A 16,412-nucleotide genomic window follows, 5' to 3' on the forward strand; every position below is an offset into this window, starting at 1 on the left:
TTTCTTAATTTTATGAGAGTACGCTCCCGACGAAGGAGGGTTTAGTTCAACGTGGCATATACACAATGTCGCACAAGGTCAACACCCCTCCAAAGCACAGTGCATATGCTAAATGTTGGCATTCATTAAAAAAAAACTAAGGAAACAATGAAGTATATAATAGTAATAGCTCTGACTTTTGTCGTTTTTCTGTCATTCGGACAAACGGAAAAAGCAGGCGACAAAAATGCAACCGAAAAATTTGTCGAAAACTATAACAATGATGATTACGTTGGAATTTTTTTAATGTTTGCAGAGGTAATGAAAGATGCATTACCAATTGATAAAACGACAGATTTTTTGAAAGGTCTTAAATCTCAAGCAGGAAATATTACTAATCTAGAATTTATAAAATATGAAAATGGCACATATGCATCTTATAAAACAATATTTGAACGTGCTGTTTTAATTCTTAACATATCAATAGATGATAATTCGAAAATAAACGGATTATTTGTAAAGCCATTTGCTGAAGAGGTTAATACAAAAAATGTAGTAAATAATCTATCCGTTAAAGACAGATTAATAACACAAGAGCAATCTAAAATCATACTAGGAAATACAAGTGTTTTTCCTAATAACTCACAAATTTCGATTGCAATAATCAATAATGGAAAGGTTAGTTATTATGGAATAATTAAGGAAGGTGATACTATTTCAACAATTGATAACCAAAAAAGCGTTTTTGAGATTGGTTCTATATCGAAAATTTTTACGTCCACTCTACTAGCAAGTTTTGTTATAGACGGAAACATTAAGCTAAATGAAACTATCAATGATTATTTAAAAACACCTTTAAATAATAGCACAGAAATAACATTTGTTAGTTTAGCTAATCATACATCAGGGCTTCCTCGATTACCTGCAAATCTTGATTTGACAAAAGTCAATCCGAAAAACCCTTATAAAGAATACAAGGAAAAAGAACTAAAAGAATACTTAACCAAGCAACTCGAAGTGTCAAATAGTGGAGAGTATCAATATTCCAATTTAGGAACAGGTCTACTTGGTTATACATTATGTAAAATTAATAATGATGCTTATGAAGACCTTCTGCAAAAGAAGGTATTTTCCAAATATGATATGCAAAATTCAACAGCAGAAATTGATAAAATAAAAGGGAATTTAGTAAAAGGGCTAAATAACGAAGGAAAAAAAGTTCCGAATTGGGAGCTTTCAATTTTAGCAGGTGCAGGTGGAATATTTTCAACAGTAGAAGACCTATCTCATTTTGCTGTTTCTCAATTTGATTACTCAAACAAGGAACTTAAACTTACAAGGGAAAAAACTTTTGAAATAAATGATAATATGGATATAGGTTTAGGTTGGCACATATTAAAGTCTCAATCTGATAATCTTTGGTATTGGCATAATGGCGGAACTGGAGGATATTCATCATCAATGGTAATTGACGAAAATTCAAAAAATGGAATAATCATTCTATCTAATGTATCTGCCTTCAATCCAAATATGGGAAATATTGATAAGCTATCTTTTGAATTAATGAAAACACTGGAAGAAGAATAACGAAATGCCAACATTCAGGGCTGAATTAATCCCCACGAGATAAAAAAATCCTGTCTCTTAAAAAGTGGCGGGATTAATTTTTCCCGTTGTTGGATGTGCCCCGGGCGTCAGCGTTTTAGGGAATTTAAGCACTTTTTATGCTAGAATGGTATTTCAATGCATTGGGATGCAGGCTTACCTTTTATAGGACAGGCAAAAAAACTGCCCGGCTCAACGAACATCGCACAAGGTATTTTACGGCTAATATATTATTTGATCAGTTAGTGCTCGCCAAAGCTGACGGTAGCTATTTTAAGGAAATAGATACCATTGCTCAACAGAAGTTATTGATGACCGGCATGGAAAAAAGCTACCATCATCATATCGCAAATCCCTGTTAAAAACTGGTATGATTGTTTTGCTGAACCAACTATTGCGGATGCCATTTTAGACCGAATAACCAATACTTCATCGAATTAAACGGAAAATATATGCGGAAAATTTTGAGAAATGACGAATAAAATTTTTTAGATTTATACACGATTTTTTTCGAGAAAAGTGTCCGTTAATTTCCGGAATGAGTGTTCGCAATCGCCGGAATATCCACAGAGACGATTTTACAATAAAACAACCTTGTTTTTAGGCTTACCTGGCAAGGTCAGTCCCTATCAAGCCAGTTTGTGGGTTCAAAATATTTATTTTGGACCGGATTTGTCGGAGATTAAAATAGAAGAAATAAACTCTAATTAATTATGCTACACATCACACCAACTCCCAGAGGAATAGGTGTTAAGCTCTGGGGAGCTCATGAAGACCTGAATAGTTTTTACGAAGTTATAGGAAAATACTGGGGAGAAGAGAGAAACCTGACTATGACCGGATCGGAGAACCGGGACAAACTTATCAGCAGTTTTTCTTATGAAGTAAGGAAGGCGTTTGAAGGGCAACGCCTGAAAAAGAAAATCGACCATTCCGAAATTGATGAAGTCCAATACTTTGGGGCTGAGATTTCCTGGATCCATTTCTTATTTTTCCTTGCCGCATTGAAATTTAACATGCGTTATTCTGAAACTACCAAGTTTGATATTGCCATGCTGCTTCAAGTTGAGTATTGGCTGGAAAAAGCAATGAAAGATTTTGATGAGATCGGGGCCCGCAAGTTGATCGGATTTATTGATGGCGGAATATATGAGGCAAACGAATATATTTACCATTATATGAGAAAGATCAATATGGATTTCGTGATGCAGGGAGGTGGGAAAAAAGCTTTCAGAGAACTTCCTGAATTGTTGGAAAAAGCAGTCTTTTTTACGGATGAATATGAAGCTTACCAGACCTTTCTTGAAAATGAAGCCAAAAGGCTTGGTTGTACTGTAAATGATCTGGAAATTGATGATGATTATGTTGATTATGAGGGGGTGAAATGGTGAAATCAATTAAGAAATACGGAAAACAACCTTTTCGCCTTGCGCTGTTGCATGGAGGCCCCGGAGCTTCGGGTGAAATGCAGCCTGTGGCGGAGGAACTGGCCAATGATTTTGGAGTGTTAGAATTGCTTCAGACGGAAAAAAGTATTACCGGACAGTTAGAAGAACTTGGCAGGCAGTTAACCGAAAGTGCCGATGTTCCTGTTATATTGGTTGGACATTCGTGGGGAGCCTGGCTCGGCTTTTTATTTGCCTGCCGATACCCAGAGTTTGTCGGCAAGTTAATTCTGATAGGAGCCGGGGCTTTCGAAAGCAAATACAATAAGAATTTGATGAATATTCGTTTGAGCCGGCTCTCGGCACAAGACCGAAAAGAAGCTGAGAGGTTGATTTCTGAGATTGAATCCGGCAGTTGTAATAATGAGGTGATGAAAGCATTTGGTCATTTAATGACTATGGCTGATTCGTACGATTATGATGAAAATGTTCAGGACACAGTTGTTTTGGATATGGAAGTTTACCAGTCTGTTTGGGCTGAAGCTTCAAAGTTGAGGGATTCCAACGAACTGGTTCGTTGTGCGGATGGCATTCGATGCCCTGTTGTAGCTATTCATGGCGAATATGATTCGCATCCGGCTGATGGTGTTGAAAAGCCATTGTCGGAAAGACTTTCCGATTTTAAAATGATTCGCCTGGAAAAATGTGGTCATGTGCCATGGAAGGAAAGTCAATCCCAGTATAAGTTTTTTCAGATTCTTAAGGAGGAAGTAATGCAGAAATTATGAACCCAAAGTGGGGTTTCCTCAACAAACTAAGAAATACTCAAAATAGTATTTTTAAATTATTTGGTTTACTGTGAATGGAGGTTGGATGTTTGCAATTTTGAGAGTAACTCAATTGCGATGGAATTTTTTATGGGATTTGATTTCCAAGAAATCAGTAGATAACATTAACTTGTATGATGATTGTCCAAACTAAAAGAAATGAGTCATTAAAACAACTGTCACATGTCATTTACCGGATTTACACCAACAACTATATCATTTCTAAATGATTTAGGCCACAATAACAATAAGGAATGGTTCGAAGCCCGTCGGGATATTTATGAGGAACATGTTCTCCAACCTATGCGCGACCTCACTGCTGGTCTGGAACCCTGTATGAAAGAAATAGACCCATACATTGACACCACCCCGGTCATAAATAAGACCATTTCCAGAATTTACAGAGATACACGGTTCTCCAATGATAAACGACCGCTTCGAAATGACCTTTGGATTACTTTTCGGCGACCAAAGAATGAGTGGGGGAACGTTCCTGAGTTTTATTTTTATTTTACTCCGGAAAGATATGAGTTTGGGATGGGGTTTTATTGTGCAACACCGGCCAATATGTCTAAAATCAGGGAACACATAGATAGGTGTCCGGAACTTTTTCAACCAATCGTTGATTTTTACGATTCACATAAGGTTTACCGATTGGGTGGGGAAGAGTATAAAAAGACCATAGTTAATACGCATACTGAGTCTTTTCAAAAGTGGCTTCAAAAGAAAAGTCTTTATGTCAGCAGCGGTAATGAACTGGATGAAGCCTTCTTTTCTCCTCAACTGGCATCAAGGCTGGAGAAAGCCTTTTGGGAGCATTCAGATTTGTATCGGTTTATTACGAAAGGGATTCATGAATAAACGAGGTTCAATGGTTTTGTAAAGCACTCCTGAATTTGAAAGGATATTTTCAGAGGGGAAATTGCCGGAATTAGAATTGATGAAGTAACTTTGCTTTAAAGGAAAACCAGAATTCCCATGTTCAGATTTAAATATTTTGACCGGCCCTATACCCAGAATTATATTTTTCGTTATCCTTTAAGAGGAGCGTTTGTACTTTTCCTTTTTTTACTTCTGTTTACGATATTGTATCGTCCACTGAACACTCATGAAGCCCTTTCCATTGGGTTTGAGATTACCATGCTCGTTTATTCCCTGGGAGCCACCCTCGCCGCCTGGGGGACTATCGTTCTTTTGAAACGTACCGAATGGTTTGGGCTCACAACTCAATGGACCATGAGTCGTGAGTTTCTTTTTATATTGATTGTTGTTTCGAGCATGGGAATTGCAGTTTATCTGATGGCATTTGGAGTTGAAGAATCCGGTGAAGTGTCGCGTTGGAATGTTCCCACATTTTGGGATTCTTTTCACCGAACGGCCCTGGTTGCACTGGTTCCCTTTTTATATTTTACGTCATTTCATTTGAAGGAGTTGTTTCGCAAAAGCGATTTCGTCTCAGAAAATTCAGAAGAAGGTGAAAATGCAATCAGGACAAAGATTCATATTTCTTCCAAACTTAAAAAAGAATCACTCCAGTTTTTCGAAGATGAATTTTTATTTGCCACGTCCGAAGGAAATTATGTGGTCTTTCATTTATGGCAAGAAGGGAAAACAAAGAGAGTAGCCATTCGCAATTCGATAAGCGATATTGATAAGCAATTGGAGAGCGTACCAGCATATTTTCGTTGTCACCGGGCATTTATTGTAAATACCCGGCAAATAAAGGAAAAAAGGGGCAACAGTCTCGGTTACAGGCTTGAACTGTTTGATTGTGTCGACCAGATTCCGGTTTCTCGTCAGAATATTAAAAAGCTGGATAGTCTTTTGGCTTATGTAGATTAGTTTGCCAATTATCACAACTTTTATCCATCCGTCACAGTTATTTTTGATGACTTTTCCATCTGTCACAATTTCTTTCCAAGTGTCCCAATTCCTTTGAGGGCCCATACTTCTTTTGTCAATTTGCAGAGAGAACCAGTCATGTTGTGACTAATAATTTTTTGTGTTTAACTGCAATATTGAATTTGAGATGAAAAGGAGTAAAGCATTCATTGTTATTTTTTTGATTTTAATTAGAGTAAACGCAATTTGGGGACAAACTTCAAGTGTGATTAACGGACAGGTAACAGATGAGGAAGATTTACCGATTGAATTCGTTAATGTGGGCGTATTTGAATTGCCGGATACTTTGATGGTTACAGGTACAATTACCGGAAGTGACGGAAGATTTTCCATCCCTGCAGAACCTGGAACTAGATATTTGTTGAAAGTAAGTTGCCTGGGGTATCTTCCGGAATCCAGGGAGTTGACTTTTGAAAAAGAAAAACCGGATGTCGGAACGATTTCTTTGAGTCCCCAAAGCTATGCCTTAAAAGAAGTCCGGGCAGAACAGACACGGATTCGGGCATCGGGGAGAAACGGGACTACCACCTATTTTGTTAACCAGAATATTCAGAAATCTTCAGCCACAGGAATAGATGTAATGAAGTTTGTGCCCGGAATTCAGGTGGACATGATGCAAAAAATTTCTATTGAAGGGGAGGAGAATATTCTTGTGCTGGTGGATGGCGTGGAGCGAACAACTGATTATCTGGGACAGATAGATTCCGAACTGATAGATAAACTTGAAATTGATCGCCAACCAGGAACAGAGTACAGATCCGATGTTGGTGCGGTCGTTAATATTATCACAACAAAGAATACCAGGAAAGGTATAAGCGGGCATTTGTATGGAGAAATACCAGTAAGCCAAAAAGAAGTGTATGCTTATCCTTCAGCAGGATTACATTACAACCACGATAATCTGAATATTTTCGGATCATACAAAGGTGAATTCAGTTATTTTGACATTGAGGGCAACAACACGAAGACGATTTTTGAAGATGGGACAGCATCCATTTTAAGTACCCGGCAAATGCTGGAACAGAAAAACTGGTCGCATAAAGCAATGGCCGGTGTTGATTGGTTAATTGATGATTGGAATCGGTTGAATTTTTATGGTTTTATAAACCCCTATTCTAATGAACAGGATGGACAGATTAAGTCCAGGAAAGAAACGAAAAATGATGCCTCAATAATAAAAAATTACGAAAAAGATGATACAGACGAAAATCTGGCCATTGGAAGTACTCTGTATTTTAAGCATCTATTTTCCCAAGAAGGACATGGGCTTTTTGTGGAGACGGGGTATTATCAATCGAAGGCACATTGGATGACTTTGTACCACCAGAAAAAGGGTGGAGAAGAAAGGGAGAACCGATCCAAGCCCGAAGAAAAGGCTTACCTAGGACGAATCAGATATCAAACTCCAATTAAAGAAAATTATGAGGGAGAAGTTGGCGTAGAAGGACGGTTTAGAGATATTAACGATGCCATTTCAAGGAAGGCCGGATACAGAGAAGAAATATGGTCAGCTTTCGGTTCCATTAGCCGGAATTTGAATCGATGGGAGATGAAAGCGGGAGTCCGAACTGAGTATTCATTAATTGTTTCCGGGGAGAGCGACATGAAGGAAGATCTGTCCATTTTCCCGTTTGTAACACTAAGATATGAAGTGAAAGAAGGCTCACATTTGAATTTAAGTTACAGGCGTTCTGTAAAGCGACCTTATATTTTTCATTTGAATCCGGCGGAATCAACCCCTGATATGTTTACCAAACAGAAAGGAAACCCTGCATTAAAACCAGAATTTACAGATTTGGCTGAGATTGAATATTCAATGGTTTCAGGAAGTAACTTTCTGGCATTTGGTCTCTTCTATCGTAGGAACTCTGATGTTATCGGACTATTAACTAAAGTAAATAATAATGGTAGTTTTAGCAAAGAGTTCCAAAATATGGGGCAACTTCAACAGGGAGGTTTTCAAATTAAAGCGGCTCTTTCACCCTCAAAAAAAGTTTCTTTTAGTCCCTATTTTAAGGGGATTTGGCAAAATCCCAAGCCCAAGCATCTGTTAACAGAATATTCAATTTCTTCAGAAAAAAATTGGACATCGGAATGGGGAGGCGCTTTGGCAGTTCAGGCCGGACATGGTTTTTCCTTATCTGCTTCAGCGATGCAAAGAGCAGATGTTCATCAAATTCAAGCCATTGCATTTGAAGATATGCTATATTTTATTTCAATTGAAAAGAGCTTGTTCGAAAACCTGAAGGCAGGAATTACATGTGCTGTACCATTTAATGATGGAGTAACTTATCAGGGGCATGAAATCAGAAGTAATGGTTTTTCTGAATATTCCGAGGACAATATTCTAACTTCCAGGGTTCCATTGTGGTTTAAAATAAAGTATTCGTTTTCATCCGGAAGAGCTTCTGAGGCTATAGAATATTCAGATGAGTTCGGGGATAAGCGGATAAAAAAAGGGTTTTAGAAACAATTTGTATTCTGTCGTTTTCTGGAGTTTATTATTTTCTTTTTTCCTGGGCATCTGCTGGAAAAGCGATAAGGTTACACATTTCTCGTAAGTGCGACCGAACCCGGGGGCCCATAGATGTCTTCAATTTCGCCTGCAGAGAGGATGGTTGTGAAGTGGGTTTATCGACGATGCCGGATGACGTTTCTATTTCTGTATAAAATGATCTTGGCCATTGCATTAGATACTTTTCTGTAATGGCTGAGCATGGTCTCTATTTCCAGGTCATCGAGGCAAAATGTATTGACAATTTTCAGTTTTGCTCCCGGTATGTGCGTGATTGCTGATTATCAACGGATAACATCAGGTCCTTCTTTTTTAAACTCAAAAGCAACATCACGGCATGGTTTGATGAAATGAGGTGTTTGGTCTTGTGGGAAATGGTACATGAGGTTCATGACTTATGTTTAAAGAGGTGAGTTAAATGTTTGACGATTTGTTCACCATCATGGTGTCTTTTGATGGTTTTTAATGAATGGGCCAAAAGCGGAAAAAGCTGTAAATCAAACGATTTACAGCTTTTTGTGTTTGGATGAATGTTGTGATGTGATCCGGGCGGGATTCGAACCCACGACCGACAGCTTAGAAGGCTGTTGCTCTATCCAGCTGAGCTACCGGACCATTTTGCTCAAATGCGGTGCAAAGATAGAAAAAAGTTATTAAAGACCATGGTAGGGCGGTGGTTAAATGTGATTTTTTACCAGGGCCTTTCAGGTGAAGTTTCATTTTCATGTTTGCTTAGATTTTTTTGGTTGAATAGTGTTTTTTTAAGGTTTATATTTAATAAGTTTCTAACAATGAGGTTTTCCGGGTTTTGGAATTGTTAACAGGATTTCAAACGAAAGCCCCATTGAAGCATGGCAAACAAAGATTCAGGCTTTTCAGCAGAACAAACAAAAATTCTCTCTGGTAATGAACAAAAGGCTGATAATCGGGTTGTTAATCTGATATTGGTGGTTGTGTTTAGTTCCCAGAGGTAATAATAATTCTTAAATCGACATGTTATGGGCATACGATTAAAAATACTTCTTTCTGCCTTTTTACTGCTGGGGAGCTTATATTTCCTCTTTCATGGTTTGGTGTCGGGGCAGGGTTTCCTGATTCCGGTGGTAACGGCGGTGATACTTGCTATGTTAATGAATCCTGTTGCCCAAAAGTTGATGAAATGGGGCGTGAAAAGGGTGTGGGCTGTGCTTTTGTCTGACCTTGTTGTGGTGCTTTTTATTGCGTTTGTGATATTTCTTCTGGCGGCGCAGGCCAATCAGGTAGTACAAAACTGGTCGCAAATAGAAAAAGCCTTACGGCCAAAAATAGAGAAGGTGCAAAAGTTTTATGACGAGAAACTGAAGGGCTCGATTGAACAATTAAAGGAAGAGGATAATTCACAAGCATCAAATCAAAAGGAGGTGGCCTCAGCCAGTTCTGATAGTCAGCAACAGGAAGCACAACCGGATGATGGCCAGGGTGAAAATGGCCAGAAGGAGAAAGACAAACAGCAAACTCAGGAGCAGACTTCCGGGCTAAGTCTGGAGACTATAAAAAAAGCTCTTTCCGGAATTGTAACCAATATATTTAGTTTTATCAGCAATTTGATGCTGATATTGGTTTACATTTTCTTTTTTATGTACTATCAAACGAAATTTGAAAATGCCCTCATTGGATTATTTGCCGAGGAAAAAAGAGAACATGTCAGAGAAGTTATAGGAAAATCCTCAAAAGTTGCCCAAAAATACCTTATTGGAAGATTTATCCTCATTGGGGTTTTGGCCGCATTGTATTTGATTGCTTTTTCTATTGCAGGTATTGAATATGCTATATTTATAGCCTTGCTGGCAGCATTGTTTTCATTACTACCTTATGTTGGAAATATCGTGGGCTTTGGACTTGCAATTGGTATGTCATTTGTATCGGGTGGTGATACCGCACAGTTGGTGGGTATTGCCATTTCGTTTGCACTTATTCAGTTTATAGAGAGCTATTTGCTAGAACCTTATGTAGTTGGTGATCAGGTAGAACTTAATCCAGTCGTCATTATTGTAGGAGTAGTGTTGGGAAGCATCGTGTGGGGCCTCATGGGTATGTTGCTCGTAATACCTTTGCTGGGAATCATGAAGGTAGTCCTTGACAATATTGAGCCCCTGCGTCCATTTGGGTACGCGTTGGATGAAAGAGACGTTTCAGATAACGATGAGGGGATTGCGGAAAAAATTAAAAAATGGGTGAAGAACAAAATTGGGAAGTAAATCTTATTTGGTAAAGGATTAATTAAAGACTTGTTCATATTGTAATAGATCGTTAGATTTTTAGATATAAGATTCAAGATGAATCCTATAACATTGATAAACTGATAGTTGGAACAAATACCTGGCAATTCATAAACAATTAAGCATTAGGTGATTACAAAAGCTTAACGGACTATTGTATTGAGTAGAATGAATTTTTAATTATAAATCACATCTGTCCTGGATATATATTATAGAAAATTATTTAGCCTGCTTTATTTATGAATTATCGTGATGAGAAGTTCAAATATCAAGAAATACAATCAACCGCAGAGAAAATGGATGTAGGAAATAATAAATTATTTTCAGATCCATTTTATTGAGGACGGTTGTATTTTGCAGATAGTTGGACATCGGAATAGATTATTTGTGGATAATGCAGGTTAGGATAGTATTTACTTTAAAAGAATAAATCCGGTAGTTTGCCCTGTCTGGTTAAAACAGGGAACTCCGGATTTTTTCTCACAGTTTAGGTATTTAACGGTATTTCATATGTTCGTTCCTTTGTTGGAGAAGGTCCGGAAAGTAGCCGGAAGCTTTGGGAAGTCAAAAACCCAAATGCTTCCGGACTTATCCGAGTCCAAAACCTCTAACATTTATGGACCGGTATTTTTTGGTTGTTTTACATTTTTTCTGTACTTCAATGTAGTGCTGAATTCTGGAGGCTCACATCCCTGAACTCCCAACCCCGAACTCCCAACCCTTTTTTAGTCTTCTTTGTTGGAATTTTGGGGCCTATTCCTGGGGGATTTAGGGGGTCTCTATTCCCCACTCTTTCCATAGTTTGGAAGAACCCTTGCACTTGGATCGTCCACGTCACAGTTTTCCCACTCTTTGTTGGGCATCCAGAAGTCTTTAATTAAATCAGCGCGACCAGGGAAATGGCTCTCGAAAATGTCACGATACATCAATGATTCTTTGGAGATGGGGGTGGCAAATGTATATTTCCCTTTAGCTCTTTGTAGATCTTCATCACTGTAAAGTTCGGCGGCATAGGCCTTCAGGTAATCGACTGAACTATGGCCAACCGCATCCGAAAAAGCGGCTTTTTCGCGATAAAGAATATCGTGTTGTAGTAAGTCACCTTCAAAAGCTTTGCGCAAAAGATATTTGCCAATGCCGGTATAGTTCATTTTCTTTTCGGGCTGAATGGCCATCACGTATTTTACGAAATCCAGGTCGCCAAAGGGGACACGTGCTTCCAGACCGTTAGATGAAATGCATCGGTCTGCCCGCAGTACATCGTATCTATGAATTTCACGAAGTCTTTTCTCTGCTTCTTTCTGAAAGGCTTCGGGTGATGGAGCAAAGTCTGTGTATTTGTAACCAAAAATCTCATCACTGATTTCTCCTGTCATGAGTACTTTAATATCCGTATTTTCATGAATGTATTTGCTGACCAGGTACATCCCCATTGAGGCACGAATTGTAGTGATATCCCAGGTTTCAGTGTTGTAAATGAGCGTACTCAGGGTATTAAAGATATCTTGTTTAGTGAATAAAACTTCTGTATGGTCGGTACCCAGATAATCGGCTACCTGACGGGCATATTTTGTGTCAATTGGGCCATCCTCAATACCCACAGCAAAAGTACGTATGGGCTTGTCGGTCATTCGGGCCGCAAGTGCACAAACCAGACTGGAATCCAATCCGCCACTCAGCAGAAACCCCAAAGGGGCGTCACTGTCCATGCGTTTTTCAACTGCTTTGGTTAGTTTTTTGTTGATTTCTCTGAAGATCGTTTCCTGTTCATCATCATGAAATTGCTCCACACTGGCAATGTCATGATAACACACAAACTGTTCTCCATCATAGCAATAGCCGGGAGGGAAGGGGCTGATCTCTTCGCAAATATCATGAAGTGCTTTCATTTCGCTGGCGAAAAGGATGTCTTTTTCGGCTGTGTAACCATAAAACATGGGTCGAATACCAATGGGATCACGGGCAGCCATGAATTTGCTTTTTTTTTCGTCGTAAATGACACAGGCAAACTCAGCATCCAGCGATTGGGCCATTCCAGTTATTCCTTTTTCAAGGTATAGGGGAATCATCACTTCACAGTCGCTTGACGACTGAAAGGGAAAAGCCTTTTCATAAGTTTCCCGTATTTCTCTGAAGTTGTAAACTTCTCCGTTGCAAACAAGTTTGACGTGTTGGTACTCCAGAGGCTGATTACCATTATTGGAGAGATCCATTATTTTCAATCGATGAAATCCTATCCAGCCATTATTGCCCAGATCTTTCATGATTGTATTATCGGGGCCCCGGTATTGCAGGCTTCTAAAATCATGGGCCAGCTGCAACTTTAGCATCTGGTCATCTCCGGTGTAAACAGCAAATCCACACATGGTAATCGGTTTTAATTGTTCCAGTAAATAATTAATTGTAATGTTTCTGTGAGCAAAAGTAATAAATTAAAACAATAAACAAACAAAATGCTATTGAAATGACACAAATAACTGCAAAAAAGTTATAATCCGATTGTTTTGATGTTTTTATTACACTAGTACTTAATAAAAAGCCTAAACGCCCGGATGTTATGACTTAAAGGTTTTGTAATCAGAGAGGTAGTTTTATTTGTTGTTTTGCTCTAGATGATTCATAGTGAGGATGTTGCGAGGCGTTGTTGCTAGGGGGAGAAATGTTCTATGGGAATCAGATGATTGCCCGGTGGTTGGGCCAATTTAAGCGAAACAAGCAAAAAAAAGAGACACACCGATGGTGGTTCTCCCTTTTTTATTCAGAATAATAGGTGTCCGGTTTATTCTACATTATCTGTTCCTGCCGGCCAACTGCAACCAGCTACGAGCTAAGAGCTAAGAGCCAACAGCTACGAGCCAAGAGCTATGAGCTAAGAGCTAAGAGCCAACAGCCAACAGCAGTGTCCTTTTTCTATAAATTTATTTCCCTGTCTCTGAATCCCAGCAAATAAAGAATGGCATCCAGTCCGATGGTGGAAATGGCATGACGGGCCGAGGCTTTAACTTTGGGTTTGGCATGGAAAGCGATTCCCAGGCCTGCTTCGCGCAGCATGGGTAAATCGTTGGAGCCGTCACCCACAGCGATTACCTGAGCCATGTGAATGTCCTCTTTGAAAGCAATGAGTTTTAGCAGTTCTGCTTTTTTCTGTCCGTTGATGATATCGCCCTGATGGCGCCCTGTTAATTTGCCGTTTATTATTTCCAGCTCATTGGCGAATACATAGTCAATATTCAGCTTGTTTTTCAGGTAATTGCCAAAATAGGTAAAGCCTCCTGAAAGGATGGCGGTGCGGTATCCGTATTTTTTCAGAACCTGAAACAACCTCTCGGCCCCTTCAGTGAGCGGTAAAGATTCTGCGACCTCTTTCATCACGGATTCATCAAGTCCTTTTAGAAGCGCAACTCTTTGTCTGAAACTTTCATCGAAATCAATTTCCCCCCGCATGGCAGATTCGGTGATAGCACTTACCTCATTGTAAACACCTGCTTTTCGAGCCAATTCATCAATGACTTCTGCCTGGATAAGGGTGGAGTCCATGTCGAAGCAGACCAGACGTCGATTGCGGCGATAAATGTTGTCCTCCTGAAATGCAATATCCACTCCGCTAGTGCCTGCAATTTCTATAAAGCGGGTTTTCATTTTCTCGATGTCATTGGGCGTCCCTCGAACGGAGAACTCAACCACCGACTTGACTTTTCCCAGTGAGTCGTTTAGCGGAATCCGCCCGCTCAGGCGTGAGATAATGTCAATATTCAGGTTTTGTTCGACAATTTCCTTGGTAACGGTTGCCAGCTGACGGGCTGTTAATTTGGGTGAAAGGAGGGTGATAATGTATCGTTCTTTTCCCTGACGATCAACCCAGTTTTTGTATTGCTCTTCGGTAATAGGCGTAAATTTAACATTCAATCCTATCTCATAAGCTTTGAAAAGAAGGTCTTTTAATATGGGTGAGGATTCCGATTTTGCCGGCACTTCGAACAAAATTCCCAGACCCAGATCCTGATGAATAACGGCCTGGCCAATATCCAGAATGTTGACATTGTAATGGGCCAGAACGTCGGTGAGGGCCGATGTAAGGCCCGGTTTATCTTCACCGCTGATGTTTACTAAAATGACTTCTCTTTTGTGACTCACCATCCTGCTTTATTGATTTTATATTCAATTTTCTGCAAAGATACTGTTCACGTCGCTGAAATCTGAATTTTGTAAGCGGAAAAAATATGAATCTCTAAATATAAATTGGTTCCTGACTATTTTTTAACAAATTTGAAGTGACTGACCTCGTTTTCATAATTCACTTTTAGTAAATAAGTGCCGGGGCTTAAATCTCCGATATAGATGGTGAATGTTTCGTTCTCCCGTTTTTGAGACTTCTTAATTAGTTGTCCTTTAGAACTTAAAATTTCTATGGATTTTACCTGCTCCGGGTTCGCAATACTAACCTGAATTGCATCGTCGGCGGGGTTGGGGTAAACAAATACCTTTGAATCCGTTAAATTTTTGGATGAGGAAAAGACACCAAAATTACCTGTTAAAGTAACACTGTGGGGGGGCATTGAAAAAGAATAACCGGCCTGCTCTGTCACAATGTTATTGTCCTGATCGGTCCAGTTAAAAAATTGAAAACCAGCTGCAGGTAAAGCTTCAAAGTAAACTGTTTGGTCGGTATAGTAACTTCCTGCACCCATAACTGTGCCACTTCCTGCGGGGTATGTTATCAGTTCAACCTGATGAAGCAATGCATTCAGAGTTACATCAATGGCGACATCACTGTTCTCGATAACAATTTCTCCGCTGGCATTTTCACCCTGACTATAGCCCTCTTTTGTTACGGAATACTCGTAAACACCTGCTGGGAGGTTTGTGAACTGTGACACTCCTTCTAATTCCGGGAGCCCGTTAAAAATGATTGTTACATCATCAAGTGATTCTGCAAACTGATTTTGAAAGTAGAATGTTAATGAATAAGTTTTTAATTCTTCAATAATTAAAGTGATCGGAATACTTATCGGTAATTTCAGTGGTTCGTTGTGATGGACTATTATAACAGCGGTGTAGGTGCCTGCCGGGAGATTTTTGGTGGGCATCAGTACGTCCACATCTGCTTGTCCGCCCTTTTCAATAATCCCGGAAACAGAGGATAACGATATCCAGTTTGTCTGTCTTTTGTAGAACTCAATGGCTGTTCCGGTGGTTATGAAGTCGGAGGAAATAAACAAATTATCACTACCACAAGAGCCTATTCCGGTTGTGCCATCGGGGGAACTTATCCCTACGTTTGCAGAAGTGGGGGACACCTCAATATACTGAAATCTGATTTTATTGGTGCTTTCCTCTAAAATCACTTGAAAATGGGCAGGATTTGACGTTCCAAACAGGGATGTTTGGTAATCAATGGCAAACTGCCTGTTCGGAGCTGTTCCGATTGTTTTATATCGGATTCTGTTGTCATTGTAGGTGCTCAGGTCACTTGCAAATGGAGCGACGGCCCCCATACTTCCAGGGACACATGAGGGGAACCAGGTGTCATAGTCGGTAAAGCTAATCCATCCATTGGACATGATGTTTACTGATGAGAACTCTTCATTGTAATAATTGAAATTAAAGCCCAAAGGGATATCCACCTGGTAATCATCATCGCCTAAAGGCAGTTCAATTGCTCCTGAGAAATCGAAGGCAATTATCTCAGATTGGTTCCAGACATAGTTTCCTGCATCAGGTCCCCCATCAGTATTTTCGCTATCAATATCCTGATAATCAACAGTGAGTGAGTAATTGAGTGCTTCTCCTAAACCCGGGTTATTTATGCTGATGGTTTTGTGGATTTCTTCACCCTCTGTTATCTGGTCGCTAATGCTAAGAGGTGTAACATCAATTTTTGCAGCATGATACCCGGTTCCCAGAAGATCTATTATTATTTCGGAGTCTGAAGGGTCGTTTG

The 16,412-nt window shown here is 39.5% G+C and carries 12 protein-coding genes and 1 tRNA gene; 9 read left to right on the forward strand and 4 right to left on the reverse strand.

Annotation, left to right across the window (positions count from 1 at the left end; translation table 11 throughout):
- Positions 1–147 precede the first annotated feature (147 nt).
- The 8 genes from QZZ43_RS10110 (at position 148) to QZZ43_RS10145 (ending at position 8,165) form a co-directional block, all read left to right on the forward strand.
- Positions 148–1,566 carry a beta-lactamase family protein gene (locus QZZ43_RS10110; RefSeq protein ID WP_291858555.1) on the forward strand — a complete coding sequence of 473 codons (1,419 nt, stop codon included), beginning with the start codon at positions 148–150 and terminating at the stop codon, positions 1,564–1,566.
- 137 nt (positions 1,567–1,703) lie between these two features.
- The gene (locus QZZ43_RS10115; RefSeq protein ID WP_291858558.1) at positions 1,704–1,946 is read left to right on the forward strand and encodes a hypothetical protein; all 243 of its coding nucleotides are present in this window, start codon (positions 1,704–1,706) and stop codon (positions 1,944–1,946) included.
- On the forward strand, positions 1,936–2,025 hold the full coding sequence (locus QZZ43_RS10120) for a hypothetical protein (RefSeq protein ID WP_291858589.1): 90 nt from the start codon (positions 1,936–1,938) through the stop codon (positions 2,023–2,025). The genes QZZ43_RS10115 and QZZ43_RS10120 overlap by 11 nt, the downstream gene beginning before the upstream one ends.
- A 272-nt stretch (positions 2,026–2,297) precedes the next feature.
- Entirely contained in the window at positions 2,298–2,975 is a 678-nt protein-coding gene (locus tag QZZ43_RS10125; RefSeq protein ID WP_291858561.1) for a hypothetical protein, read from the forward strand.
- Positions 2,969–3,757 carry an alpha/beta hydrolase gene (locus QZZ43_RS10130; protein ID WP_291858564.1) on the forward strand — a complete coding sequence of 263 codons (789 nt, stop codon included), beginning with the start codon at positions 2,969–2,971 and terminating at the stop codon, positions 3,755–3,757. The genes QZZ43_RS10125 and QZZ43_RS10130 overlap by 7 nt, the downstream gene beginning before the upstream one ends.
- A 222-nt stretch (positions 3,758–3,979) precedes the next feature.
- A complete protein-coding gene (locus QZZ43_RS10135) occupies positions 3,980–4,657 on the forward strand; it encodes a DUF2461 domain-containing protein (RefSeq protein ID WP_291858569.1) in 678 nt (225 codons plus the stop codon).
- 117 nt (positions 4,658–4,774) lie between these two features.
- Positions 4,775–5,638 carry a LytTR family DNA-binding domain-containing protein gene (locus tag QZZ43_RS10140; RefSeq protein ID WP_291858572.1) on the forward strand — a complete coding sequence of 288 codons (864 nt, stop codon included), beginning with the start codon at positions 4,775–4,777 and terminating at the stop codon, positions 5,636–5,638.
- A gap of 265 nt (positions 5,639–5,903) precedes the next feature.
- On the forward strand, positions 5,904–8,165 hold the full coding sequence (locus QZZ43_RS10145) for a TonB-dependent receptor (protein ID WP_291858575.1): 2,262 nt from the start codon (positions 5,904–5,906) through the stop codon (positions 8,163–8,165).
- A 589-nt stretch (positions 8,166–8,754) separates the two neighbouring features.
- Here QZZ43_RS10145 and QZZ43_RS10150 read toward each other — a convergent pair.
- Positions 8,755–8,828 (reverse strand) — tRNA-Arg (locus QZZ43_RS10150).
- Positions 8,829–9,211: 383 nt separating this feature from the next.
- On the opposite strand from QZZ43_RS10150, the gene QZZ43_RS10155 reads away from it, so the two are divergent.
- Positions 9,212–10,450, forward strand: a complete 1,239-nt coding sequence (locus tag QZZ43_RS10155; protein ID WP_291858578.1) for an AI-2E family transporter — start codon at positions 9,212–9,214, stop codon at positions 10,448–10,450.
- An 800-nt stretch (positions 10,451–11,250) separates the two neighbouring features.
- Here QZZ43_RS10155 and asnB read toward each other — a convergent pair.
- The 3 genes from asnB to QZZ43_RS10170 all read right to left on the reverse strand — a co-directional run.
- Positions 11,251–12,837, reverse strand: a complete 1,587-nt coding sequence (gene asnB / locus QZZ43_RS10160) for an asparagine synthase B (RefSeq protein ID WP_291858581.1) — start codon at positions 12,835–12,837, stop codon at positions 11,251–11,253.
- A 544-nt stretch (positions 12,838–13,381) separates the two neighbouring features.
- The gene (serB, locus tag QZZ43_RS10165; RefSeq protein WP_291858584.1) at positions 13,382–14,608 is read right to left on the reverse strand and encodes a phosphoserine phosphatase SerB; all 1,227 of its coding nucleotides are present in this window, start codon (positions 14,606–14,608) and stop codon (positions 13,382–13,384) included.
- 113 nt (positions 14,609–14,721) lie between these two features.
- Positions 14,722–16,412, reverse strand: a 1,691-nt coding sequence (locus tag QZZ43_RS10170; RefSeq protein ID WP_291858587.1) for a T9SS type A sorting domain-containing protein, incomplete at its 5' end; no start/stop codon positions are given.

The sequence above is a fragment of the Marinilabilia sp. genome, from assembly GCF_016278715.1.
In the GTDB taxonomy this organism is placed as follows: domain Bacteria; phylum Bacteroidota; class Bacteroidia; order Bacteroidales; family Marinilabiliaceae; genus Marinilabilia.